This is a genomic window from Rheinheimera sp., from assembly GCF_037442345.1.
Lineage (GTDB): Bacteria > Pseudomonadota > Gammaproteobacteria > Enterobacterales > Alteromonadaceae > Pararheinheimera.
The window spans coordinates 105,893-131,180 of record NZ_JBBIQL010000012.1 but is presented as its reverse complement, the minus strand read 5'-3'; the positions used below and the strand labels follow the sequence as shown (position 1 = coordinate 131,180).

Here is a 25,288-nt window from a genome sequence, read left to right as displayed (position 1 = left end):
TTCGATGATAACCACCTGCTGAAGCAGGTGGTTTAGGGGCTGAAAATAAAAAAGCTGCCGCAAGCGGCAGCTTTCAGACACAAGACTATTACTTAGAACTTGGCGTTCACACCCAGGTAGTACTGGCGGCCAAAGTACTGCAGTGTGCCTGTCAGGTACTGCTCGCCGAAATAAGAAATATTCGGCTCGTCTGTCAGGTTGTTCACAGAAAATACGCCTTGCCAGTTTTCGTCAAACTGATAAGAGGCCTGGTAGTCCACAATCATTTCTTCCAGGAAGAACGCTTGTTGGTTCTGACCTACAGCAATCTGGTCGCCAACATAGTCATCGCGGTAACGCACGTTAACCCGGGTGGAGAAGATATCTTCATAGTCGTAGAACAGCGCGGCTGTCCACACCACTTTAGATAAGCCAGGCAGCGGTGTGGTTTTCGCTTCTGCGCCAGCTACTGCAGTAAAGCTGTTTTTCAGCTCACTTTCGGTATAAGACACGTTACCGGAGAAGCCAAAACCACTCCAGAAACCAGGCAGGAAACTGAAGGTTTGGGTGTAAGCCACTTCAGCACCACGCAGATAACCCCCTTCACCATTGTTGAACTTGGCACTGTAGGAACCAGGCACCACAGGGATTTGTTTCACCGGGTCTACAGCAGGCACTTCAATATTGGCGCCAGCAAAGTCAAACTTCTCTTGTGTGAACTGCTGCACTATGGATTCGATGTCTTTGTAGAACACCGCAAACACAATGGCACCATCAGTTTCACTGAAGTAGTGCTCATACGACAGGTCATACTGAGTGGCGTAGAATGGCTTCAGCGCAGGGCTGGTGGACGCATTCAGGTTGGCTTCGGTCTGGCCTGTGGCCGGATTGTCGACAAAAGACCAGGAACCACTGACGCGCATATCCGGCATTTCAGGTCTGGACATAACTTTGGCGGCAGCAAAACGTAACTGATCATTTTCGCTCAGTTGCAGGTTCAGGTTCATCGACGGCAAAGCGTCGGTGTAATCAATACCTTGCTCTACTCTGTTGTAGTTGCAGTTTTCTACGCCTTCATCATCGGTAATGCAGTCGCCTTCACCGGCCACAGGCGCAGCCAACAAGCCGGTACTGCGCTGTTCAGAGCGCACCACCCGCACCCCGATATTACCGGTCAGTGGCAACTCAGCCACAGTGGTATCCAGGTTCAGCTGGACATAAGCCGAGTTGGTGGTTTCGGTCACCAGGTTGGATTCAAAGAAAGTCCAGGAGTTTTCCCAGCTTTTGCCTGCTGTGGTGTTAATGCCCTGACTGATCAGCCACTTCTGCTCAATGTCTTTGTTATTCACCGCAATAAAATTGCCATAACGGGCAAAGTCACCGCCCAGGTTCATCACAGAGTAATCACCTGAGTTCAGCATATAAGGTGGGAAGGTGACAGTTGGCACCGGGTTATCCGGGTCAGTCAGATCCCAGGTTGACACCCATTTACCATCACGACGGGCAATAAAATCGCTGCTTAAACCATAACGGTACATACGGCGGTCAAAATCGTGAGTCCGCTCCGCCCAACGCACACCGGCTTCAACTGAATTGAGGAATTCATTGTCCAGCACGTATTTGAAATCAAGCTTGATGCCGTTGGCTTCGTTTTCTTCAACATTCGGGTATTTCTCCAGCGAGGTTGGCATCATATGCCCGGCGCTGGCCAAATTCGCCAAAGTGGTCGGATCCAACTGAATAGTCGGCAGGTTCAGCCCGTTCAGCTCATAACGCACCATGGTGTTGTCATATGCCACCGGGAAGTCTGAGGTGGCATCTTCAAACATTGCCAGTGAAATCACGCCGTCCGCAGAAAATGACTTGCCACGGGAGTGTGATAAATCCAGCGACACCGTATAGTTTTCATTTTCCCAGAGGAAATTTGTCCCTGCAGACAACACATCACTGTCGATGGTTGCGTCGTCCGACATAATGTGGAAACCAAAAGGACTGCGGGCCCCTGGGAAGGGATAAGCCAGATTGTCGTTGTAGCGGTCACCATAATAAGTGCCCCCCACAATCACATCATTATTGGCACCTGACAACACGGCGTCCGAGAAATCAAAGTTCGGGCCGTCGATCAGCGAACCCCAGTTGTCAAAGCGATAACCCCGGTCATACGACTCGGAGTCAAACTTGGAATAAAACAGGTCTGTGGTCACTTTAAAGTTCTGGTTGGGTACATAACTGAAGGTCCCCATGTAACCATCACGCAAGTCCTGCCCCCCACGGGACATCACTTCAAAACCCGTTGGCACAAAATATTTTTTCGCGCCGCCTTCCACAGCATTACCGCTGCAATCAGTCTCAGACGTCACAGCCGGGCCGTCATAAGGCAACAAGCCACAACGCGGCTGATAGTTCACAAACTGGGTGGCAATTTTGGGCTGATCCAGACGCGCATACCCCAGGCCAACCCCTAAGGTGTCATCCAGAAATTTGCCCTGATAGGAAAAACTGACACGCGAACCTTCAGCACTGGCGTCTGAATGCGAATCTGCTGCATCGTTGTAGCTGCCACGCAACTGGGCATTAAAAGAATGCTGTTCTTTATTGTTCAGCGGATTGACTGTTTTTAACTCTATAGTACCAGCCACACCACCTTCAATCAGACTGGCCTTTTGCGACTTGTAGACTTGGGCTGAATTAATCAGCTCGGACGGATACTGGTCAAACTGCACCGAACGGCCCCCCTGGTTTGACACCAGTTCGCGGCCATTCATGGTGGCAAATACATAACTGCCAGATAAACCACGGATATTCAGTTCGCTGGACTGTCCACCCGTCCGTACCGAAGTGACGCCCGGCAGACGGGTGATGGAGTCAGCAATAGACACATCTGGCAGCGCTCCCATATCGTCGGCTGATACGGCTTCTACCACTGTATCTGAATAACGTTTAACGTTGATGGCTTCGAACAAACTGCGTCGAAAGCCTTTGACTTCAATGACTTCAATGTCAGTGACTGCTTTCGTTTGTTCGGTTTCGGGGCTATTGGTTTCGGTTTGTTGCCCTGCTTCTTGTGCAAGAAGCGGCAGTACAGACAACTGCATTCCTCCTAGCAGGAACGCAATAGTCAGCGCGCTAGGTTTGAACTTTTTCATGTGTGTTCCTCAAAACGGTATTTTTATTGTTCGCACAATTCCATAGCAAGTCGCAGGACAAAGCACCATTTATTATTAAGCACCTGACGTTAAACGTCTAATTTTGGGAGGCAACACAGACACTTATCAAACTTAGTTCAGACTTTTAATTGTGACAACAATTTGCATACGTATTCATCTATAGCTATAGATCTGCTTGCTATACAAGAGCAAAACTCTTGTTTAGATTTAATCGGTTGATGAGAAAATCAACAATCAACAGGAAGGACTGGTTTTTGTATACCCAAAGGCAGCACAGCAGACACACAACAGGGATACAAAAAACTGCATACCATCAGCCCGGATGACAAGGCTTGGCTGAACATTTATTAAATAGCACCTCCCAAAAAAACATTCTTATAAGTTTGAAGGAGTTATTTACCATGACGAACAAATCCAGGCCCCTTTCGCTGGTGGCTTTGGCAACCAGCGTCGCATTGCAGGGTTGCGGCGGCGGTGGCGGCGAAGAAACTATTGTGAAAACCCCCACCTCACTCTGGTGTCCTTCACCAGAAATTGTGCAGACTGTCGATTCAGATTTTTATCCTCTGAGCGCAGCAGAAATTGCAGTTCTTCGTGATGCTGCAGCGGCGCGGGATGGCGAAGCGTTTGATGAAGCCAATTTTAACCCTTATACCTATGATTTTTCAGGTATTGACTTATTCAATGTACTGCCTCTGACCAAAGCGGAAAAAGCGCGCCAGGTCACCGCAAAAGCGGAAGCCAGAGCCTTTAAAATCTCCCAGGGTCAGCAGGAAATTTTTGGCGCTGGTTTTGATTCCTGGTTTGACAGTTGGTTTGCTTCAGTGCCGGAATCCGATTACCTGGGCAAATCCGAGCGTTTAGATAAAGCGAAGCGTGGCTACCAGTTGAATCTGAGCTCAGCGAATAATAGTCAGGAAATTTGTTACACTCCGCCGGCCTCGTGCCCGAATTATCAGGAGGCCGACCCAACCGGCACTTACGCCTGTATTACGCCAGAACAAAATCCCTTGGCTGACATTCAGCCCGGCATTGGTTTTCAGGGCGGTTCGGGCCAGGCAGTTATCTTCTATAAAGCCGCTGGCCATGTAGATGGCGGTGACAACACCGCTGTGTATAAGGATGTGTCTATCCACTCCTGGAACGATCCGGATTGCACTGCCTATAAAGACGAAAGCACCACGAACTGGGGCCAGGGTAAAGCACCTGCAGGTATTGACCCGAACTTTGGTATGTACTGGGTGTTAGATATGGTCGATGCGCCCTCTCAGTGTGGCAATATTATTGTGTACAACACTGTGACAGGTACGAAGAAAATCTCCGAAGCCGACTTACGCCTGCCTCTTGGCAATGCCGGTGCAGGTGCTTTGGCCAATATAGATAAAATGTCGTTCCTGCAAGACGGTATTAAACCGAACAACTACGACGGTGAGCTGTACGCTAACCAGCATCCGTTGATGGGCGCTGCAGCCGGTGGCAGCAAAGCCTGTGGCTGGGGTAAAGAATTGGATGCCTCAGGTGAAATCTGTGTTGGACAGGACTTAGCTAACCAGTGCCCAACCGGCACTGTGGCCGTGGGTGTTGGCCAGGAAGAAATTGCCTCCAAATGCATTCCGTTATTTAATCCGGCCGAAACCACCATGTACCTTCGCGGTGGATTCAATGACTGGGGCACTGGCACTCAGATGAATTATCTGGCCGGAAAATTCCGGGTCCACCTGAACTATGGCAACCACCCGGCCAGCGCGACTCCAGCTGAAGATGGCAGTGTTAACTATGGCTTTAAAGTGGCCGACGCCAACTGGTCCGAAGCGTCTACCTTTGGCGCTATTAAAGGCGGTGATACGCCTGGTGTTGGTAAAGAAGTCGCGGTAACCGCCGGCAATGGCGTGGGCCAGGACATGTTTATTGGCTTGATGCAAAACACCATTTACCAGTTTGTGCTCAATGCCACGGATCCAGCCGCAGTCACTCTGAAAGTCGATGCCGTGCCATTAGCTGTGTTTCCTTCCCTCACCATTGATGGTGAAGCAACGGAGCTCGACTACAAAGGCAATGGTATTTATTCCCTGCGAACCAACCTGACACCGGACAGCTACAGTATCCGTATTGTGGATGCTGAACGTAACTTTGCCTTGGGTGCAGGTACAGACACCAGCATTGACCTGAATGAAACCTACCCCTTGGTTTCTGATGGCACCGCTGTCAGTCTGGTGATCGGTCAGCAGAATGACTATGACTTTATTCTGGATCTTGCCGATACCGCAGCACCCACACTAAAAGTGATCCCAGGGAAACCGCTTGGCAATACGCCAGTGTTTTTGCGTGGTTCGCTCAATGGTTGGGGAGCTCCAGCGACGGATGAACTGCAATATGACGAAGCCAGCCGGACTTATTCGGTTATTTACGGTCTGGAAGCGTCAACATCGGCCTATCAATTCAAATTTGCCAGTGAAGACTGGTCTACTGTTGACCTTGGTTTCAGCAAGTTTGATATATCAACCGATGCCGATGCGTTGCCGTTGACAGAAGTGGGCGGCAATATTGCAGTGACTATTCCGAAATCCACCTCGTATCGCTTCACATTGAACTATGCCAATGCCAAGCCTGTGCTGAAAGTAGCAGAACTGCCTATTTTTGTCCGTGGTGGAATGAATGGCTGGGGTGAAGTGGATCAGCTGGAGTTTGCGGCCACAGACGCAGCGAACACCAATGAAGCCGGTCATGTCTATCAGAAGACTTTAAGCCTGGGTGCTGACAATGTGTTCTTTAAAATTGCCACTGCAGACTGGTCAACCATCAATCTGGGCGCTCCAACCGACGACACCTTTGCGGTGCAGGAAGGTCAGACGGTGGAACTGAACACCAGTAATGGCAACCTGGCCTTTGATCCGGCCAGTGCAGGTGATTATAAGTTCAGCTTTGATCAGCGCGCCAAAACCCTGGTGGTTACCAAAGCGCAATAAGCGCCTGACAAGGGCAATCAGAAAGGCTGACTCCGTGTCAGCCTTTTTTATCGGAAACTGCTATGACAGCTCGAGCAAAGTATTCATTCTGGTACCTTCTTATTGCATTGTTGCTGCCAGCACTGTTTTTACTCAGTCTGGAGCTGACGCTGCGCCTGTCAGATGTCGCGGCCAAACCAAAATTTTTCATTGAAAGTAACGACTTTCCCGGCTATCTGCAGCCAAACCCACAACTGTTACAACGTTATTTCCCGAATCAATCCCTGCCGCTAAGCCCGGACAGCCAGTTTTTTAAAGCGCAAAAAGCCAAGGGCGTCTTTCGTATTGTGGTACAGGGCGAGTCCAGTGCTGCTGGTTTCCCTTATGGCCGCTGGGGCTCATTGCAGGCGTTGCTGAGCCAACGCTTTAAGCGCACTTACCCTGATCAACAAATTGAAGTGATCAATACAGCGATGGCGGCGGTCAGCAGCTATAACCTGCTGGATTTTGCCGACGACATCATACAACTGCAGCCAGATCTGGTTTTGATCTATGCCGGTCATAACGAATACCTGGGTTTGTTTGGTGTCGCCTCCAGGGTACACAACCCAGGCCAAAACTGGTTGACTCAGCTGCATCTGACGTTGTTGGACTGGCATGTATACCGGCTGCTGAATCAGTGGCTGGCCCCAGGCAATCCGCTACTGACGTCCCCGGACTCTGCCGAACCTTTGATGGCGAAACTGGCCGCAGGCCACAGAGTTCCGCTGGATTCCGCGCTGTATCAGGCCGGTTTACAGCAGTTCAGCGAAAACCTGCACGCATTGGCTGACATTTACCGGCAGGCGGCTGTACCTGTGATGATAGGCACCCTGATCAGCAATGAAGCCGATCAACCTCCTCTGGCGGTGACCAGCCAGTCGGACTGGGCCCAACTCAGCCAGACCCCGGCCCAGGCTGACTTTCAACAACTGTTGGCCCAACAACCGGCGGCTGCAGCTTATTGGCAGGGCCAGCAAGCCTTGTTGCATGGGGATACCACAAAAGCCGTGCAGTCCTTTAGCCACGCCAGGGACTTGGACGAATTGCGTTTTCGTGCGCCTGCGGCTTTTAACCGGATCATCCGCGAGCTGGCCCACAGCCAGGGGCTGTATCTGGTTGATGTGGAACAGGCACTGCGTAGCCAGTACCCGCTGTTTGACCGGCAGTTATTTCTGGAACATGTGCATCTGAATTCGTATGGCTACTTTCTGCTGGCTGAGCAGTTTTATCAGGCCATAGTCCACAGCGGTCTGCTGGGGCCAGAACAACAGCAGGTCGAGACCAATGTGGCACTGCAGGATATTCCGCTCAGCCCGCTGGACCTGGCCTACGCCGCGCTGAAAATCGACAAACTGCACCATGCGCCTCCTTTTGTACCCGTAGCCATTCACTGGCAACCCAAGCTGCCTCAACAGGCCTGGACAACTTTATTGCAGCAACGTTTGCAGGGCGATAACTGGCTGAGGGTTCAACAACAGCTGCTGCAATTGCTGTTAACTCAACAGCAATGGCCACAAGCCGCCAGAGTCGCTGTCACTTTGGCTGAGGCAGTCCCAGAACAAGCGGAATTTCTGCATCAGGCCGGGCTGATTTATCTGAACCTGAACGAGCTGGCCCTGGCCGACTACTATTTAAGCCGGGCCGTACTACTGGAGACCCAACAAAGCCGCTACCTGCTGAATTTGGCCCAGGTCAGGTTTTTACGGGCCAGTTACAGCAGCAGTTTAGAACTGTTGCGCCAGGCGCAGGCACTGAGCCCTGACGATAAGCGGATCCAGAGCTTTATTGACAAAGTCAAACAGCAACAGCAGCCGCGGCAAGGCCCTGGTTAAATTACATACGTATTCATTTCAAAGCGGTTTTCCGGCGCTCTATAGTCGTTCGGATAACAAAAAAATCACGATAAAAAAACAGACGGGGATACAAGTGAAGAACTACAAACAATCTGGCTACGGCAGCCTGTTGGTAGCCGTGAGCATGCTGTTGTCGGCCTGTGGTGGAAGTGACGATTCAACCCCCAGTCCGCTGACACCCAACTGCCCAACCGGGCAAACTTACAACTCAGAAACTAAAGTCTGCGTCGCGACGAACCGGGCGCCGATCATGACGTCGGCGGCTACGTTTAGCGTTAGCTCTGACTTGGCAGAGGGCGCAATTGCCTACAGAGGCCTGGCATTAGATGCAGATTCTGATGGCATCAGCTGGGCCCTGACCGATCCACAAGGCATTTTTACTATCAGCCCGTCTGCAGGAGTCATTACGGTCAGCAGCGCAGAGAAACTGCAGGCTGCTGTGGGCAGTACCTATCATATGGTACTGACCTTAACCGACACCAGAGGTGCTGAAAATCAGTTCAGCCTGAAAGTAACAGTGGTTGAAGCCAACCCTGTGGTGCAACCCACAGTCAAACCTTCCGCCACTCAGGGTATTGTTTATTACTACCGTGAAGACGGTAACTACAGCGGCTGGATCCTGCATGCCTGGAACAACGCCAGTTGCAATGCTTATGCTCAGTTTGATGACGACAAAGGCACTGACTGGGCCACTGGCCTGGCCCCATCAGGCACTGACCCGCGTTATGGCATGTACTGGCTGTTTGATACCAAAGCGGGTGCCAGTTGCGCCAACTTTATTGTGCATAAAGGGGATGAAAAAGACCCGGACGGCAATGACCAGAAACTGATGCTGGATGGTGACCGCTGGGCCTTTATTGTGTCTGGCATTGGTTTGTTCACAGCGCCGGAGGATGTGGTGTTTGAAGGGCCCTTCCGTGTTGAAAACTCTGCAGCGCACTGGATTGATCAGGATACCCTGGTCTGGAACCGCACTGTTGCCAGCCCTTACCTGGTCTGGTCCGACACCGGCAGCCTGGATGAAAGTTTTGACAGCAGCAATAAAGTGGCACTGACTGGCACTACGCTGAGCAATGCGCAAAAAGCACTGGTGCCACACCTGAACGGCGGCGACTGGAAAGCCTATAAACTCAGCGTTGACGACGCCACAAAAAAACAACTGCTGCAACAACAGCTGGTCGTGGCCGAACTGGACACGCAAGAGCAGCCATTACACGCCAGTTATGTGCAGCACGCCAAAGCACTGGATGCGCTATACACAACCGGTAGCAATGACGCCGATGAAGCTCAGCTGGGCTTAAGTTACAGCGCCGACCAAATCAAGCTGGCCTTGTGGGCGCCTACTGCGAAAGCCGTGCAACTGAAGTTGTACAATGCCAATAAAACGGCCCATTCCGATCTGGCAATGACCTTAGACCCTGCGACGGGGATCTGGACAGCCAGCCTGGATAAATCGCTGGATCGCCTGTATTACCGCTATGCCGTTACGCTCTACCATCCGGCCAGCAAACGCATCGAAACCATTGAAAGCACCGATCCCTATTCAGTGAATACCTCTACCAATGGCCGTTATTCGCAGCTGGTGAATATGCTGGACGCCGATCTGAAACCGGCCGGCTGGGATGGCCGGACTGTGCCAACGATCGCTGCGGTGGAAGATGCCGTGTTGCTGGAAGCTCACCTGCGTGATTTATCCGTCACCGACACTACAGTAACTGCCGCCAACAGAGGCAAATACCTGGCGCTGACTGAACAAAACTCGGCGATGGCCGGTTATCTGAAACAGATGGCAACCGCTGGGGTGACCCACCTGCACCTGCTGCCGCTGAATGACATCGCCACTATCGAAGAAGACAGCAGCAAACGTATCGACCTGAACAGCACAGTGGCAGAACTCTGTACTGTTCGCAGTACAGCCTCTGTCTGTGGCACTGTGGCCGATTCTCTGACATTGGCGGCCGCCTTTGCCAGCTTTGATCCGGCCAGCACGGCCGCTGCCAGTCTGGCCAATGATATGCGTGGCCTGGATGGCTTCAACTGGGGGTACGACCCACACCATTTCAATGTGGTGGAAGGCAGTTATGCCAGCAATGCCGAAGGCGTCAGCCGGATCCGCGAATTCCGCCAGATGGTACAGTCGGTGCAGAGCATGGGGCTGCGTGTGGTACTGGACGTAGTCTATAACCACACTTCGGCCTCTGGCCTGAATGACAACTCAGTGTTCGACAAAGTGGTGCCGGGTTACTACCACAGATACAACGAAGTCAGTGGTGTGATGGAGCGTTCAACCTGTTGCGAAAACACAGCAACAGAACACAAAATGATGTACAAGTTCGTCAAAGAATCCTTGGTGCACTGGGCATCAGCTTATGGCATTGATGGTTTCCGTTTTGACATTATGGGCCATATGCCAAAAGACCTGCTGCTGGATGCCCGCACTGCCGTGGCCTCTGTGGACCCGGACACTTATTTCTACGGTGAAGGCTGGAACTTTGGTGAAGTCGCCAGTGACCGCCTCTTTGTGCAGGCTACTCAGGCCAACCTGGCGGGCACAGAAATAGGCACTTTTAACGACAGACCCAGAGACACCATTCGCGCCGCGGCACTCAACCAGGCCACAGTGGATCTGATGAATGTTGACCATATCCGTTTAGGCCTGGCCGGTACGCTGCAAAACTATGTGATGGAAGACAAAGACGGTGAACGCCGTGCCGGCAGTCGCTATTCTCAGTCGTCTTATGCACTGGACCCGGCCGACATTATTAACTATGTCGACAAACACGATAATGAAACCCTGTGGGACAAACTGCAGTACGGCTTACCTTCAGACATGAGCTCGGCTGATCGGGTTCGGGTGCATAACCTGAACGCTGCTATTCCGCTGTTGAGTCAGGGTATTCCGTTCTTCCAGCTGGGCCTGGACAAACTGCGTTCCAAATCACTGGACCGCAACAGTTATGACTCGGGGGATTGGTTTAACCAAGTGGATTATTCCAACCAGCGCAATAACTGGAATGTCGGTTTACCCATGAGCCAGGACAACCCGGATCAGGCCCGTATTGCCGAATTACTGGCCAACAGCAATATAGCGGTCAGTCCGGAGCAAATCAGCGCGGCATCTCAGGTGTTCCGCGAATTCCTGCAAATTCGCCAGCAGCATAAATTGTTGCGTCTGCCCACAGAAGCCGACGTGATCAACAGAGTTGGCTTTCGCAATACAGGTCCGTCTCAGGTGCCAGGCCTGATTGTGATGACTTTGGACGACGGCACAGGCCAGACCGATCTGGACCCGGCTGTGGATGCGATGCTGGTGGTGCTGAACGGCAGCGCCCAACCCCGCACCATCAGTGTCAATGGTGCTACAGGTTTCAGCCTGCACAGTATTCAGCAAAATTCGGCGGATGCCGTGGTACGCCAGGCCAGCGTCAGTGGTCAGGATTTCAGCGTTCCTGCCTACACAGTGGCTGTTTTTGTCAAAACTCAACAAGGAGCTCAAGGTGCGGGCCTGCCTGCTGACCCGGATAAAGTAGTGTCACCTTACGGGGATGCCCTGCTGGTACTGGATGGCCTGAGCAGCCCGGCCCCGCAACTGAGTTACAACGATAAAGGCCAGTACACGGTGGCCGTGACCCTGCAGCCAGGTAACTACCAGTTCAGCATCAGCGATCTGGCCGCCATTCGTTTAGGTTTCAGTGCTGTTGTACAGGCGGCTGATTCATTGGCATTGAGCCAGGGTACTGGCGACAGTATTGCGCTGACAATAGACACCGCAGGTAATTACAGTGTGGTTCTGGATATCACCAGCCCAACTCCAACGCTTGGCGTCAAATTACGCAATGCGTTGGTGAATTGTTCATTACCCACTTCGGGCGAAACCCCACCTTTTGTGGTCACAGGGGGGGGTAGTCTCTATGTGCGTGGTAGTCATTCCGGCTGGAACCCCGAACCAGCTTACAAAATGGACTACAAAGGCGAAAACCGTTATCAGGCGGTGGCCGATTTCAACGGCGAATTCCAGTTTAAACTGGCGTCAGATGATGGCAGCTGGACCACTCAGTTGTGGGCACAAAACCCGGATGGCACCATGGATACCAGCGCTTTGGTGGTTGGTACTTCCTACCCGGTGGCGTACAAAGATGGCGGCACTGCCAATAACAGAACCGATCTGCCGGCAGGCAAGTACAGCTTTAAGCTGACACTGAACAGTGCCAACCCGGCCAAAGGCGACAATGTGGGCAGCCTGCTGATTGAGCAGTGCAATGACTAAGCATATGCTTTATAAGAAAAAGCTGCCTTATGGCAGCTTTTTTGTTGGAGAAACTCCGTGCGGAATCAACCGAACTACACCTGATACATGGCCGCCTGCTGCTGCAACCGGCTGGCCAGTTGGGACAAGGAATTGCTGGCGTCCGCGCTGTGGGTGGCGCTACGGCTCATATCAGCAATGCTGACACTGAACTCGCTGATATTTTTGTTAATATCCTCCGCCACTATGGTTTGTTGTTCAGTGGCTGCCGAGATTTGCACATTCATATCCACTATGGTTTCCACCGACCCCTTAATTTCCTCCAGCACCGCAGCCGCCTGCATGGCGTTGTCGACACTTTCACCGGCATAACGGCCGCTTTGCGCCATGGCACTGACGGCTTCCAGGGCGGACTGCTGCAACGTGTCGATCATGTGTTTAATCGACTCCGTGGCTTTTTGGGTATTGGTGGCCAGGGTACGGACTTCATCAGCCACCACAGCAAAACCCCGTCCGGCTTCACCGGCCCGGGCCGCTTCAATGGCGGCATTCAGCGCCAGCAGGTTGGTCTGACCCGCAATGGTCTGGATCACCGCCAGCACTGAGGTAATTTTTTCTGATTCCAGTTTCAGTTGCTCAATCACACCGCTGGCCCCTTGCACCACAGTGGACAGCTGCTCAATCGACGCTTTGTTTTGCTGCACTTTCTGATAACCGGCCTGAGTGCGCTGGTCGACGCTGGTGGCCTGCTCGGACGTCAACAACGCACTGTTGGCCACCTCCTGAATAGCAGCTGACATCTGATTAATGGCGGTGGCGATTAAATTCACCTGCTGCTCCTGCTCAAAGGCCGTGCCGCTGACCTGTTGACTGATTTGGCTCATTTGCTCAGAGGCAGCGGCCAGTTGTGCGACGGCATCCGCCAGCTCACTGAAAAACTGGTGAACCCGGCTGATCGTCTGGTTAAAAGCCGTGGCTGTCTGCGCTATTTCGTCCTGCCCCAGTACCTCGGCCCTGATGCGCAGGTCCGATTTTTCCCCGACCACAGTAATAGCACTTTGCAGGGCAGAGAGCGGATGATGAATAGAGCGGTAAATCAGGAAAGACAATACACCGAGCAGCAGAAACACCAGCAGTAAGGCCGTCATAAACAGCTGGATAAAAAAATCGTAACCTGCTTCGGCCTGCTCTTTAAACTTACCAGCCTCCTGCAGCTGAATATCAATCAGTTTGGCCAGTGTCAGACTGAGCGGATCGGCACTTTGATAGAGCGCCCGGTTAAAGTTTTCTGCTGGCAACCTGATCAGCTCTCCATTGCCCAGCTGGCTTTGGTAACCCTGCAACTGACTGCGAAACTGGCGGATTTGCTCGCTGGCCTGAGTCGCCAGTTGCTTTTCCTCCGGCGTCAGTTCTGTCGCCAGATACTGCTGCCACACCTGGTCGGCCAGTGCAATACTGGCGCTGAGCTCACGCTCTGCAGCGTCCGGCGTCAGTACTCCCCCTCTGGCCTTGTGCAATAAATCCACTGCGCTGACCGCATAGGCATCCGACACCTGTTTGATTTGCTTCAGCGGCACCACCCTGTCCAGATAAATACTGCTGGCTCCTGCACTCAGTACTTTCATTTCATACAACGAAATCAGACTGATCAGCACCAGCACCACTAAAGGCACACTGACCAGCACCAACAATCTGAGTTTGACAGAAAACGAATTTAACATAGCAACCTCTTTAACAAATCAGTAACTTAGCTTCACAACTATCTTATTCAGCATAGTTGAGTTTCAATGCCAGACGGCCATTTGCCGAAAAAAGTCCAGCAGTGCAGGTTGCGTTTTGCCGGGCTTTTCCTGATCATCGAAGCAATTTCTCTGAAGAAGGATCGAATGATGAGTGATACCCTGCTTGCGTCCATTGCCGGTTTGCCGGAATTTTTCAGTTTTTTCCTGTTGGCTGTGGTGTTGGTGCTGGTGTTCTGCCGTCTCTACACCTGGGTCACACCCCATGACGAGCTGGCGCTGATTAAAGAAAACAATGTGGCTGCAGCCGTCGCTTTCGCCGGTGCCTTAGTTGGTTTTGCCCTGCCACTGTCCAGCGCCATCACCCATTCGCTGTCGCTGGCTGATTGCGCTATCTGGGGTGCCATTGCCCTGGTGGTGCAGGTGCTGACCTTTGCTGTGGTGCGCTTTGCGCTGAAACAACTGCCACAGCGGATCCAAAATGGCGAACTGGCAGCAGGCGTCTTTGCGGCTGGCTGTTCGGTGGCCATTGGTCTGGTGAACGCCGCCAGCATGACCTATTAAGGAGTTGCCGATGAAACAGAAACTGTTAAAACGCAGCAAAAAAGCGGCCTTGGTAATGATGGTGCCCACCGCCACCTTTTTAATGGCTGGGTGTGGGGAAGAGCCGGTGCAAAGCGCCGTATTTGAAACCCTTGACCAGTGTGCGGCTTATTACAACCCGGAACAATGCAAGGCCGATTTGGCCCAGGCCACGGCACTGCACAGCCAGGTAGCGCCGAAGTACAGCAGCCAGCAGGCCTGTGAAGCCGATTTTGGTGCAGGCCAGTGCGAAACGCCACCGGCCACTCAGGCCCAATCCGGCGGCGGCTTTTTTATGCCGATGATGATGGGCTTTTTGATGGGCCAGATGATGAACGGCGGCAACAGACTGAAACAGCCGGTGCAGCCTCAGCCTTTGTATAAATCCCGTGATGACCAGGGGACCTTCCGCACGGCCAGCAATACCCCTGTCGCCAAAAGCACCGGAAATACCTATATCCGGCCTTCCGCAGTGCAAGCCAAACCTGCAGGTCTGGTCAGCCGTGGCGGTTTTGGTGCTCAGGCGCAGCAACGCCAGCAAAGCAGCAGTTACGGTGGTTAACAGGGCATGAAAAAAATTCCCTGCACAGAGCGCCCGGGCTGGCGCTCTTACGCTGAATCTGTTGGTTTTAATTTTCATACCTTTGACGGCGAGCCCTATTGGGACGAAAGCGCTTATTACCAGTTCAGCCTGGACCAGATTGAAAACGACCTGGAAGCGCCGACCGAAGAGCTGCATCAAATGGCCCTGGCGCTGGTTGCTGACATCATACAAGACGAACAAAAGCTGACACAGCTTGCGATACCGCAGCGCTTCTGGGACACAGTGCGTCAGTCCTGGCAGAGCCAGCAGCCTTCGCTCTATGGCCGGCTGGACTTGGTCTACGACGGTACTGGCCCGGCCAAACTGCTGGAACTGAATTACGATACCCCAACCTCCTTGTTTGAAACCGGTTTTTTCCAGTGGGTCTGGCTGGAAGATCAGCTAATGAGGGGGCAGGTACCGAAAGGGGCCGATCAGTTCAACTCACTGCAGGACCAGCTGGAAAACGCTTTTGCCTCCCTGCCGCTGGCCAACCCGCTGTATTTCGCCGCAGTAGGCAACAGTACTGAAGACAAAGGCACAGTGCATTACCTGATGGACATCGCCCGTCAGGCAGGCCTCGACAGCCGTTTTATTGAGCTGGAACAGCTCGGCGCTGCCAGTGGCCAATTGGTTGATCTGGACGGTTATGCCATAGGTGGCCTGTTTAAGCTCTATCCCTGGGAATTTATGCTGCAGGAAGAGTTTTCGTCTGTGGTGCTGACCAGTCAGACCCAGTGGCTGGAACCTGCCTGGAAAATGCTGCTGTCCAATAAAGGCATTTTGCCGCTGTTGTGGCAAAAATACCCGAACCACCCCAATCTGCTGGAAAGCCATTTTGAGCAACCAGGGCAGAGCCTGGGTGCTGGCTGGGTGCGCAAACCTTTGTTCTCGCGCGAAGGGGCCAATGTCGAGCTGGTGACCACAGCGGGCGAACATATCTCAGAACCGGGGCCTTATCATGACGCAGCTTTTATCCGTCAGCGCCTGCAGCCGCTGCCTAAATTTGGCGACAGCTATACCATGATAGGCAGTTGGGTGGTGGCCAACAGCGCGGCCGGCATTGGCATTCGTGAAGATAACTCACTGATCACTAAAGACTCTTCGCGCTTTTTGCCCCATATCATTCTGGATTGATCGATCAGGTGTGCCACCCGGGGCACACCTGAATTTATTTGCACAAAAAGTGGATAAAAAGTCATTTTTTAGTTAAAGTGCGCAGCATTTTCAGCCAAAGTCGTTTTTCGTTTTGCCAGAGCTTTGCTAGGCTCAGGGAGCCCTGTCGTCACAGGGTCATCAAACGAAGATACTCGTTTTTACTCAACCTGATAAGGAACAACAGAGTCCGTGCGTACCACTGAACTTGTTGATGGTTTTCGCCAGTCGGCGCCTTACGTCAATGCCCACCGCGGCAAAACCTTTGTCGTAATGCTGGGCGGCGAAGCCATAGCTCAACCCGGTTTTCGAAGCATCATCAATGATATAGCCCTGATGAACACACTGGGCATCAAGATTGTGCTGGTGTATGGCGCCAGACCGCAAATTAATGCCGCCTTAGAAGAAGCTGGTTTGAATTGCGATTACCACAACAGAATTCGGGTGACCGACGATGCGTCCTTTAAAGTCATCAAGCAGGTGGCGGGCGCATTGCAGCTGGATATTACCGCCCGTCTGTCCATGAGTTTAAGCAATACCCCCATGCATAATGCCCAGATCAACGTGGTCAGCGGCAACTTTGTGATAGCGCAGCCTTTGGGGGTTGATGATGGTGTGGACTATCTGCACAGCGGCCGGGTACGCCGTATCGATGTGGCAGGTATCCGCCGTCAGCTTGACACCAACGGCATCGTGCTGATGGGGCCAATCGCGGCTTCTGTCACAGGCGAAAGTTTCAACCTGACGGCTGAAGAAATTGCGACCCAGGTCGCCATCAAACTGAAAGCCGACAAAATGATCGGCTTTAACGAAGCAGGCGGCATTATGGGCGCTGACGGAGAGATTACCGCCGAACTGATGCCCAATTACGCCGAAAAAGTGATGCTGGACATGGAGCAACAGGAAGGCGCCTGCACCGGAACTCTGGCCTTTTTGCATGCGGCTATTACCGCCTGCCGCTCCGGCGTGTCACGCTGTCACCTGGTCAGCTTCAGCGAAAACGGCGCCATGCTGCAGGAGCTGTTTTCACGCGACGGTATTGGCACTCAAATTGTCACCGAAGCAGCGGAACGGCTGCGTCTGGCGGCAATCAGCGATATTGGCGGTATTCTCGACTTAATACGGCCACTGGAGCAACAAGGCCTGCTGGTACGGCGTTCCCGTGAACAACTGGAGATGGAAATTGACCAGTTTACCGTGATTGAACGTGACGGCCTGATCATCGGCTGCGCGGCCTTATACCCTTTCCCGGAAGACAATGTCGGTGAATTTGCCTGCCTGGCCGTCCATGAACATTACCGTGATGCAGACCGTGGTACCGCCCTGTTGAAAAACATCATTCAAATTGCCCGTCAACGCAAATATGACCGCTTATTTGCACTGACCACCCGCAGCATTCACTGGTTCCAGGAGCAGGGTTTTGAACTGGTTGGGGTTGAAGACCTGCCAGCGAAAAAGAAACAACTCTACAACTACCAGCGTCGCTCCAAAATCCTGGCGCTGGACTTATAAGGCTTTTTGTTTCACCTGTTCAACCACAGCCCGGGCCAGAGCCCGGGCTGTGGTCCATTTACCACCCGAAACCGTCAGCACCTGCTGTTGCCAGTGCAGCTGATACTCCCGGCTGGCCCGTCCGGCGTCCTGACTCCCACCCAATAAAGGCCGCACCCCGGCAAACTCGCGCACAATGTCATTGCGGGTAGCGGGTTGATCAAAATAATGGTTATACAAACTCAACAGGTAGTGCCGCTCCTGATCGCTGACGACAATCTTTTCATGCAGCTGTTGCCGCACTTCGGTGGTGCCCACCAGAGTGTTGCCCTGGTAAGGCAATACAAACACCAGCCGCTGCTCGCCAGGTACCTGCAGCATATGGCCGTAACGGCTTACAGCAGGTAACACCAAATGGCTGCCACGCACCAGATCCAATGCTGTATCCAGCGCCAGACCCGACTGTTCCAGCAAGGCGTTGCTCCACGGCCCGGCCACATTGACGACAAAATCAAACTGCTGCCACTGCGTCTGTCCGGCCACAGCCAGAGCTCCGGCGCCACTCAGCTGCACCACGGGGCTCTGACAATGCAATATTGCACCAGCCTTACTGGCCTGCTCTGCCACCCACAGCCCCAGTTTGTAATCATCCATCTGACCATCAAAGAATAAATAAGCCCCGGTCAGCCCTTGTGGTTTTAATGCCGGCGAACAGCGCAACACCTGTTGTGGGGTCAGCCAACGGTGTCGGCCTATGCCTTTTTTTCCGGATAAAAAGTCGTACAGCATCAGGCCTAGTTTTAGCTGCCAGCGTGGCCTGCCACTGCCCTGATAAAGCGGAAACAACAGCGGTAAACGCCGGGTCAGGCTGGGCGCTTTTTTCAGCCACCAGCGCCGCTCCTGCAAAGCCTCACGCACCAGGCGAAACTCCGCCTGCTCCAGATAACGCAAGCCGCCATGCAACAGCTTGGATGATGCCTGACTGGTAGCCTGCATCAGCTCATCCCGCTCAAACAGCTCCACCTGATAACCGGCCAAAGCCAGCTGCCAGGCACAGCACAAGCCATTGATGCCTCCCCCTACCACTGCAACCTTCATAACTACACCCGCTAACCAGCTGATTTAGTTATCAAAGCAGAGCCCGGCGCTGTTGTCGAATAAAGCGACACCTTGACTTTGAACCTCACTGGAGTAGTGTCAGTAATAGCGGGAGCAGCGGAGGCACAGGAATGAAGGGTGGCATAGCAAAAAATCTGGTCCGACTGATTTTGCTTTTTGCCACAGCACCGGCTGTTGCAGCCCCATTACGTCTGTATACCGAAGAGTTTTTTCCCTACAACTACAGCCTGCGCAATGAAGTCTTAGGTATTAATGCCGACTTGCTGAAACAAGCCTGTCAGACCGCCAATCTGGAATGCCGTTTTCAGTCGCTGCCCTGGTTAAGGGCTTATGAACTGGCACAGCATCACGAAAGCTCAGGTGTCTTTTCGATAGTCCGTACCGCCAAACGTGAACGCCAGTTTCAGTGGGTGGGTCCGCTCGCGTCCTCCAACACCTATCTGTACCGGCTGAAAAGCCGACCCGAGGTGGCTCCGGCCGATCTGGAACAGGCCAAGGCTTTTGGTGTCGCCGTCACCCATGGCGATTTTTTTGAACAATACCTGCTCAGCCAGGGCTTTAAGCAGGATAAAAACCTGCTGCTGGTGCAAAGCAGGCTCGATGCGGTACCGCTGTTTCTGGCCGGAAAACTGGATTTACTGATCAGCTCCGATCAGGTCATAGACGGCTGGCTGCGGCCTTATGGCAAAAGCCGTGCTGATGTCGAACCTGTGCTGGATATCTCCTATCTGGGACAAAACTATCTGGCGCTGAACCTGGATGTACCGGCCAAAAAAGTCAAAGCGCTGCAACAGGCGGTTGACCAGTTGCGCGCAGAAGGTCTGGTGGAACAACTTTTCCAGCAATACAAACAGGAAAAAGCGCCAGCGCATTAGATCAACTGCGGATCTGACCATCCCCCAGCACCAGGTATTTTTCGGTGGTTAAGGCTTCCAGCCCCATAGGGCCATACGCATGCAGTTTGGAGGTGGAAATGCCAATCTCGGCGCCCAACCCCAATTCACCGCCGTCACTGAAACGCGACGATGCATTGACCATCACCACAGCACTGTTGATATCGCGGATAAAGCGCTGTGCTGTGCTGTAATCCTGGGTGCAGATCACCTCGGTATGGCCTGAGCTATGGCGCTGAATATGCGCCACAGCAGCAGCATAATCCGGCACTGTTTTGACCGACAACGCCAGACGCAGGTATTCCGTATCAAATTGCGCCTCATCGGCCAGCTGTGCCTGACTGAAAAAACCAAGACTGTGCGTACAGGCAAACACCTCCACCTGCTGTGCCGCCAGTGCGGCCGCCGCTTTGGGCAAAAAGTGCCCGGCAATCTGCTGATGCACCAGCAAGGTTTCCAGCGCATTGCAAACCCCGGGCCTTTGGGTTTTGCCGTTCAGCAGCAGCGCCAGCGCTTTGTCCAGGTCGGCATCTTTATCGACATACAAATGGCAAATGCCTTTGTAATGCTGAATGACCGGAATTTTGCTGTGGTCACTGACAAAATGGATCAGGCCTTCGCCTCCCCTTGGGATCACTAAATCAATGTACTGCTTTTGCTGCAACAGCTGCAGCAATAACCCGCGGTCCGGGTCTGGCACCACCGAAATAGCGGCGGAGTGAATACCCTGCTGCTGCAATGCCTGCTGCATCACAGCAGCGATGGCCAGGCTGGATTGCAGGGCCTCGCGGCCGCCCCGTAAAATCACTGCGTTACCGGACTTTAAACACAAAGCGCCGGCGTCGGCTGTGACATTGGGCCTGGCTTCATAAATCATCGCAATGACGCCGAGCGGGATCCGCATACGGCCCACCTGAATGCCATTGGGCCTGGTGGTCAAATCACGGATCTGGCCAACCGGGTCCGGCAAGGCCGCCACTTGCCGCACTGCAGCAGCCAGCTTCAGCAAGCGCTCCGGCGTCAGCAGCAAGCGGTCCAGCATGGCGTCGTCCAGGCCTTTGTCGCGGCCAGCCGCCATATCCAGCGCATTGGCGGCCAGAATAGCCTGCTGCTGATTTTCAATGCCTTGCGCTATGGCGTGCAGCGCGGCATTTTTTTCTGCTTCAGACAATTGCGCCAGCTGCAGCGACGCTGCTTTGGCCTGCTGACAAAACTCTGTGACCGAAAAACTCATGACTTGACCTCCAGCAGGGCTAAATCGTCACGGTGCACTGCCACTTCACTGGGGCAATAACCCAGCACACCGGCGATGTTCTGACTGTGTATGCCCTTAATTTTGCCAAGCTCAGCGGTGTTGTACTGGCTAATGCCTTTGGCCAGTTTTTGGCCCGCGCTGTCACATAACCAGATGGCATCGCCTTTTTCAAAATCACCGCTGACCGCCGTGATGCCTTTGGGCAACAACGAAGCGCCCCGTTCCAGCACGGCTTTGGCCGCCCCTTCGTCCAGCTGCACTTCACCGTAAGTTTTCAGGCTGTGCAGCAGCCAGTGTTTTTTCGCACTGACGCGGGATAACTGCTTATGAAACAGGGTGCCGGGGTTTTGTCCTGCCAGCAGGCTGGCAAAACTGCTGGCTTTCTGACCATTGATAATCAGGGTGTCTATGCCCAGGCTGGTCGCCTTTTGCGCCGCCTGTAACTTGGTGACCATACCGCCGGTGCCTGTCTGATGATGGCTGCCCCCGGCCATCGCATAAATGTCGCTGCTGAGCTGATGCACATCCGCCAGCAAAGTGGCCGCCGGATTGGTTCTGGGGTTGGCGGTATACAAGCCGTCCACGTCGGAACAAATCACCAGCACGTCGGCATCCACCACGCTGGCAACCAGCGCCGCCAGATTGTCGTTGTCGCCCACTTTCAGCTCGGCTGTGGCCACAGTGTCGTTTTCGTTCACTATTGGCAACACGCCATGGTCCAGCAAGGTGCGCAGCGTGTTATGCACATTCAGGTAACGGCGCCGGTCAGACAAATCGTCGTGGGTCAGCAAAATCTGGGCACAATCAAAGTCAAACAGGTTGCGCCAGCTTTGCATCATGCGGGTTTGCCCCACAGCCGCCATCGCCTGTTTGACGTTAATCGGCAAGGGGTGATGCGGGAATGGGATAGCAGCCCGGCCTGCAGCCACACTGCCCGAAGACACCAGCACCACCTCAACCCCTTGCTGCCGGCATTCGCTGATAAAATTCGCGATGGCCAGCAGGTAGCGGGTTGAACATCCTTTTGCTTCCGGTGCAATCAGCGCACTGCCGACCTTCAGCACCAGACGCCGCCATAACAACGCCATAACAGGCTTACTCCTTTGGTTAAAATTCACCCCGAGCATACTGGTTTGGACGTATAAATGTCTAGCCGACTTCAGACTGATTTTACCTGGCCTTCGCAACAAGGCTGAAATTCAGCAGCAATTCAGGCAGTTGCCATAGACTGGTCAAAAAGGCGTGTTAGATTGCGCCGTACAACGGTTAAGGAGAGAAGGATGAATTCAAAAGGTTTCACTGTGATGGCGCTGTGCAGCGCTTTGGTACTGACAGGTTGTGCTGTAGCGCCGCAAAACCAGAATACCGCCAAAGGTGCTGCCATTGGTGCCGGTGTAGGCGCGGTTTTAGGCAAAGCGACTGGGAACCATAAAAACAAGCGGCTGGCTATAGGGGCCGCTATTGGTGCGCTGGCCGGCGCCGCCGTCGGCCGTTACATGGACAACCAGGAAATGGCGCTGCGGGATCAGTTGTCCGGTACAGGCGTGAAAGTCCACCGCGACGGCAATATTCTGCGGCTGGAAATTCCGTCGCAAATTACCTTTCAGGTCAACCGCTCCGATATTCAGCCGCAGTTATACCCTGTGCTGAATGACGTGGCCAAAGTGCTGGGTGAATACGACAAAACCCTGCTGGTGATCAGCGGCCATACCGATGATACCGGCTCCTACGACTACAATATGCAGCTGTCGGCCAAACGTGCAGACAGCGTGAAACAGTACCTGATGGCTCAAGGCTTGAACCCGATCCGGCTGGAAACCCAGGGTCTGGGCCCAAGCTACCCGGCCGTGCCTAATACCTCAGAAGCCAACCGAGCCATGAACCGCCGGGTGGAAATTCATATTGAACCTGTGACTCAATAACTCAGCTTCGCGCTTCCTGACGGTGCCTTGTCCTTCCCAACCTGACGGGGCACTTTCGCTTCTGCCTGAAGTCCGCTACTCTGCGCCGGTGTTTTTCAGCGGTGAAACAATCTATGGCGTGGTTATGGCTGGTCACTCTGGTTTGGGCCTTTAGTTTTTCGTTAATTGGCGAGTTTCTGGCTGCAACGGTAGACCCTTACCTGGCCGTCAGCAGCCGGATGGCGCTGGCGTTACTGCTGTTCCTGCCCTTGCTGCTGAAATACCGCACACCGGCCAGACTGGCCAGCCAGCTGGCGGCCATAGGCGCCATTCAACTGGGGCTGATGTACCTGCTGCTGTATCACAGTTTTTTGTACCTTAGCGTGGCCGAAGTGCTGCTGTTTACCATTCTGACCCCTGTGTATATTTCAGTGCTGGATTATTACTGGCGTTACCGCCGCCTGCACTGGCGCTGGCTGGGGCCTGCGCTCTTGGCCGTGTTGGGCGCACTGGTGATTCGTTACCAGCAGCTCAGCGCCGAATTCTGGTGGGGGTTAGTGCTGATCCAGGCGGCCAACTTCTGTTTTGCTGTGGGCCAGGTGGCTTACCGCCAACTCGATTTAGGTGACGCCAGACAGCAAGCCTGCCACTACGGCTGGTTTTTTGCCGGTGCCGCTACCGTCAGTTTTAGTGCATCCCTGCTGTTTGCCAACTGGCAACGCTTGCCCGACACCCCGCTGGAATACGGCATTTTGCTCTGGTTGGGTCTGGTCGCTTCCGGTCTGGGGTATCTTGCCTGGAGTATTGCCTCGCGTCAGGTCAGCGCCAACCAGCTGGCGGTGATGAATAACCTGCTGATCCCGGCCGGGCTGTTGGTTAACTTTGTGTTCTGGCAACACCAGGTGAACTGGTGGACTTTAACCGCAGGGTCGGCGCTGATAGTGCTCAGCCTGGTATGGGCGGGCAGGCAAAAAGCCAGCTGAACTGCAAGGTCAGTTCCCTACATGAACGGCATGCAGAGCCCTCAAAAAAAACTGGACAAGTTTCAGGATATGATTGATTTTAGGGTAATAGTCACCCTAAATGCGTGTGATACCGCAATGAACAGCCACAAGGAGCAGGCATGCAAAACATTCACGAGAAGCCAATACTGACGCGGGGAAAATTTCCCCTTATTGCCGGTGTTTGTTCCGGTTTGGCAGACTATTATGGCCTGTCCATAAATGGCGTACGTGTCGCTTTCCTTATTACCAGCTTTTTCTTTGCCATCGCGTTGATTGCTTATGTTGTTTTATGGCTGGTGTTACCTAAATACCCATCTACCCAGGCAATGGCCCGTCATTTAAGACGTAAAGCTGCACAGCGCAGAGCTGTGGGCAGCTAAACATCCGATCTCCGAAAGCCAGCTAAAAGCCATCAATTCAGCCCAAAAACAAAGGGCAGCTCAGTGGCTGCCCTTTTTACCTGTTCATTCGGCTTATTTCAGGCCAAACTCGCGCAATACAAAGTTGGGCAGCGCCATCGCAGCCTGGTGAATGCTGGCGTTGTAGTACTCGGTGTTAAAGGGCGCCTGAGTGGCCGCCTCAACCCGGAAGCCGTCAAACTGGGCGTCTTTGCGCGCCAGGGTGCAGGTCCACCAGCCAGATGGGTACACCATCTGTGGGAACTGCAGGGTTTGCAGCGCGGCGAAACCGGCGTCACTCATGGCTTCGCGCATGGCTTTTAACAGCGGCATATGGATCAGTGGCGATTCGCTTTGTTGCACCAGAATACCGCCAGGCTTTAACGCCTTCAGGCAGCTTTCATAAAAGGCGCGGTTAAACAGGCCTTCGCCCGGACCAATGGGGTCGGTGGAATCCACAATCACTACGTCCAGTGATTCTGGCGCCGCGTCACGCATAAAAGCGATACCGTCGGCAAATTTTAATGTGGCGCGTGGGTCGTTATTGGACGCACAGAGCTCAGGAAAATACTTTTCCGCCATCCGGGTGACCTGCTCGTCAATATCAATCTGGGTGACTTGCGCTATTGGGTGCTTCAGCACTTCACGCAGCGTGCCACAGTCGCCACCACCAATAATGACCACCTGTTGTGGGTTCGGATGGGTGAATAACACCGGATGGCTCAACATTTCGTGGTACAGGAAGTTGTCGCGGCTGCTCAGCATAATGACACCGTCAATCACCATCATATTGCCAAACTGGGTGGTTTCGAACATCTCAATATGCTGGAAAGGGGAGCGCACCTCATCCAGTTTTTTGGTAATTTCCAGACCAAAAACACTGCCGCTGGCGGCAAACACTTCGGTAAACCACTGATCAGTTTTCAACATAAAGCA

General features: G+C 53.3%; 17 protein-coding genes. 11 read left to right on the top strand and 6 right to left on the bottom strand.

Features of this window, described 5'->3' with window-relative positions; all coding sequences use genetic code 11:
• Positions 1–92: 92 nt before the first annotated feature.
• Positions 93–3,125 (bottom strand): TonB-dependent receptor, encoded by a 3,033-nt coding sequence (locus WKJ04_RS09270; RefSeq protein WP_337880172.1) that lies wholly within the window; start codon positions 3,123–3,125, stop codon positions 93–95.
• Positions 3,126–3,547: 422 nt separating this feature from the next.
• On the opposite strand from WKJ04_RS09270, the gene WKJ04_RS09265 reads away from it, so the two are divergent.
• From WKJ04_RS09265 to WKJ04_RS09255, 3 genes are all read left to right on the top strand, one after another.
• Positions 3,548–6,112, top strand: a complete 2,565-nt coding sequence (locus WKJ04_RS09265) for a hypothetical protein (RefSeq protein WP_337880171.1) — start codon at positions 3,548–3,550, stop codon at positions 6,110–6,112.
• A gap of 62 nt (positions 6,113–6,174) precedes the next feature.
• Positions 6,175–7,965, top strand: a complete 1,791-nt coding sequence (locus tag WKJ04_RS09260) for an SGNH/GDSL hydrolase family protein (RefSeq protein ID WP_337880170.1) — start codon at positions 6,175–6,177, stop codon at positions 7,963–7,965.
• A 94-nt stretch (positions 7,966–8,059) separates the two neighbouring features.
• Positions 8,060–12,253: an alpha-1,6-glucosidase domain-containing protein gene (locus tag WKJ04_RS09255; protein WP_337880169.1), complete on the top strand. Its 4,194-nt coding sequence runs from the start codon at positions 8,060–8,062 to the stop codon at positions 12,251–12,253.
• 74 nt (positions 12,254–12,327) lie between these two features.
• On the opposite strand, the gene WKJ04_RS09250 is transcribed toward WKJ04_RS09255, so the two are convergent.
• Entirely contained in the window at positions 12,328–13,953 is a 1,626-nt protein-coding gene (locus WKJ04_RS09250) for a HAMP domain-containing methyl-accepting chemotaxis protein (protein ID WP_337880168.1), read from the bottom strand.
• A gap of 168 nt (positions 13,954–14,121) precedes the next feature.
• On the opposite strand from WKJ04_RS09250, the gene WKJ04_RS09245 reads away from it, so the two are divergent.
• The 4 genes from WKJ04_RS09245 to argA all read left to right on the top strand — a co-directional run bounded on the left by WKJ04_RS09245 (position 14,122) and on the right by argA (position 17,803).
• Positions 14,122–14,535, top strand: a complete 414-nt coding sequence (locus WKJ04_RS09245) for a DUF350 domain-containing protein (protein WP_337841540.1) — start codon at positions 14,122–14,124, stop codon at positions 14,533–14,535.
• Positions 14,536–14,545: 10 nt separating this feature from the next.
• Positions 14,546–15,115, top strand: a complete 570-nt coding sequence (locus WKJ04_RS09240) for a DUF1190 domain-containing protein (RefSeq protein ID WP_337880167.1) — start codon at positions 14,546–14,548, stop codon at positions 15,113–15,115.
• A gap of 6 nt (positions 15,116–15,121) precedes the next feature.
• Positions 15,122–16,273, top strand: coding sequence for a glutathionylspermidine synthase family protein (locus WKJ04_RS09235; protein WP_337880166.1), 1,152 nt, complete (start codon positions 15,122–15,124; stop codon positions 16,271–16,273).
• Between the two features lie 210 nt (positions 16,274–16,483).
• Positions 16,484–17,803: an amino-acid N-acetyltransferase gene (gene argA, locus WKJ04_RS09230; RefSeq protein WP_337880165.1), complete on the top strand. Its 1,320-nt coding sequence runs from the start codon at positions 16,484–16,486 to the stop codon at positions 17,801–17,803.
• On the opposite strand, the gene WKJ04_RS09225 is transcribed toward argA, so the two are convergent.
• Complete coding sequence (locus WKJ04_RS09225; RefSeq protein WP_337880164.1) at positions 17,798–18,880, bottom strand: glycerol-3-phosphate dehydrogenase/oxidase; 1,083 nt, start codon at positions 18,878–18,880, stop codon at positions 17,798–17,800. The two genes, argA and WKJ04_RS09225, sit on opposite strands and share 6 nt — an antisense overlap.
• A gap of 131 nt (positions 18,881–19,011) precedes the next feature.
• Between WKJ04_RS09225 and WKJ04_RS09220 the strand changes: the two genes are divergently transcribed.
• Positions 19,012–19,776 (top strand): ABC transporter substrate-binding protein, encoded by a 765-nt coding sequence (locus WKJ04_RS09220; RefSeq protein ID WP_337880163.1) that lies wholly within the window; start codon positions 19,012–19,014, stop codon positions 19,774–19,776.
• A 1-nt stretch (position 19,777) separates the two neighbouring features.
• On the opposite strand, the gene WKJ04_RS09215 is transcribed toward WKJ04_RS09220, so the two are convergent.
• Together WKJ04_RS09215 and proB are read right to left on the bottom strand one after the other, a co-directional pair.
• Positions 19,778–21,028, bottom strand: coding sequence for a glutamate-5-semialdehyde dehydrogenase (locus WKJ04_RS09215; protein ID WP_337880162.1), 1,251 nt, complete (start codon positions 21,026–21,028; stop codon positions 19,778–19,780).
• Positions 21,025–22,137: a glutamate 5-kinase gene (gene proB, locus WKJ04_RS09210; protein WP_337880161.1), complete on the bottom strand. Its 1,113-nt coding sequence runs from the start codon at positions 22,135–22,137 to the stop codon at positions 21,025–21,027. The genes WKJ04_RS09215 and proB overlap by 4 nt, the downstream gene beginning before the upstream one ends.
• A gap of 192 nt (positions 22,138–22,329) precedes the next feature.
• On the opposite strand from proB, the gene WKJ04_RS09205 reads away from it, so the two are divergent.
• The 3 genes from WKJ04_RS09205 to WKJ04_RS09195 all read left to right on the top strand — a co-directional run bounded on the left by WKJ04_RS09205 (position 22,330) and on the right by WKJ04_RS09195 (position 24,334).
• Positions 22,330–22,971 (top strand): OmpA family protein, encoded by a 642-nt coding sequence (locus WKJ04_RS09205; RefSeq protein ID WP_337880160.1) that lies wholly within the window; start codon positions 22,330–22,332, stop codon positions 22,969–22,971.
• 113 nt (positions 22,972–23,084) lie between these two features.
• Entirely contained in the window at positions 23,085–23,933 is an 849-nt protein-coding gene (locus WKJ04_RS09200; RefSeq protein ID WP_337880159.1) for an EamA family transporter, read from the top strand.
• 140 nt (positions 23,934–24,073) lie between these two features.
• Positions 24,074–24,334, top strand: coding sequence for a PspC domain-containing protein (locus WKJ04_RS09195; RefSeq protein WP_337880158.1), 261 nt, complete (start codon positions 24,074–24,076; stop codon positions 24,332–24,334).
• A 93-nt stretch (positions 24,335–24,427) separates the two neighbouring features.
• Here the strand turns inward: WKJ04_RS09195 and speE are convergent, their stop codons facing one another.
• Positions 24,428–25,282, bottom strand: coding sequence for a polyamine aminopropyltransferase (gene speE / locus WKJ04_RS09190; protein WP_337880157.1), 855 nt, complete (start codon positions 25,280–25,282; stop codon positions 24,428–24,430).
• Positions 25,283–25,288: the final 6 nt, after the last annotated feature.

Bases quoted from the DNA above. Each gene is read 5' to 3' on its own strand.
- WKJ04_RS09250 (WP_337880168.1), bottom strand. From the start codon at position 13,953: ATGTTAAATTCGTTTTCTGTCAAACTCAGATTGTTGGTGCTGGTCAGT.
- WKJ04_RS09220 (WP_337880163.1), top strand. From the start codon at position 19,012: ATGAAGGGTGGCATAGCAAAAAATCTGGTCCGACTGATTTTGCTTTTT.
- WKJ04_RS09270 (WP_337880172.1), bottom strand. From the start codon at position 3,125: ATGAAAAAGTTCAAACCTAGCGCGCTGACTATTGCGTTCCTGCTAGGA.
- WKJ04_RS09235 (WP_337880166.1), top strand. From the start codon at position 15,122: ATGAAAAAAATTCCCTGCACAGAGCGCCCGGGCTGGCGCTCTTACGCT.
- speE (WP_337880157.1), bottom strand. From the start codon at position 25,282: ATGTTGAAAACTGATCAGTGGTTTACCGAAGTGTTTGCCGCCAGCGGC.
- WKJ04_RS09225 (WP_337880164.1), bottom strand. From the start codon at position 18,880: ATGAAGGTTGCAGTGGTAGGGGGAGGCATCAATGGCTTGTGCTGTGCC.
- WKJ04_RS09245 (WP_337841540.1), top strand. From the start codon at position 14,122: ATGAGTGATACCCTGCTTGCGTCCATTGCCGGTTTGCCGGAATTTTTC.
- WKJ04_RS09240 (WP_337880167.1), top strand. From the start codon at position 14,546: ATGAAACAGAAACTGTTAAAACGCAGCAAAAAAGCGGCCTTGGTAATG.
- WKJ04_RS09195 (WP_337880158.1), top strand. From the start codon at position 24,074: ATGCAAAACATTCACGAGAAGCCAATACTGACGCGGGGAAAATTTCCC.
- WKJ04_RS09215 (WP_337880162.1), bottom strand. From the start codon at position 21,028: ATGAGTTTTTCGGTCACAGAGTTTTGTCAGCAGGCCAAAGCAGCGTCG.
- WKJ04_RS09200 (WP_337880159.1), top strand. From the start codon at position 23,085: ATGGCGTGGTTATGGCTGGTCACTCTGGTTTGGGCCTTTAGTTTTTCG.
- WKJ04_RS09205 (WP_337880160.1), top strand. From the start codon at position 22,330: ATGAATTCAAAAGGTTTCACTGTGATGGCGCTGTGCAGCGCTTTGGTA.
- proB (WP_337880161.1), bottom strand. From the start codon at position 22,137: ATGGCGTTGTTATGGCGGCGTCTGGTGCTGAAGGTCGGCAGTGCGCTG.
- WKJ04_RS09260 (WP_337880170.1), top strand. From the start codon at position 6,175: ATGACAGCTCGAGCAAAGTATTCATTCTGGTACCTTCTTATTGCATTG.
- WKJ04_RS09265 (WP_337880171.1), top strand. From the start codon at position 3,548: ATGACGAACAAATCCAGGCCCCTTTCGCTGGTGGCTTTGGCAACCAGC.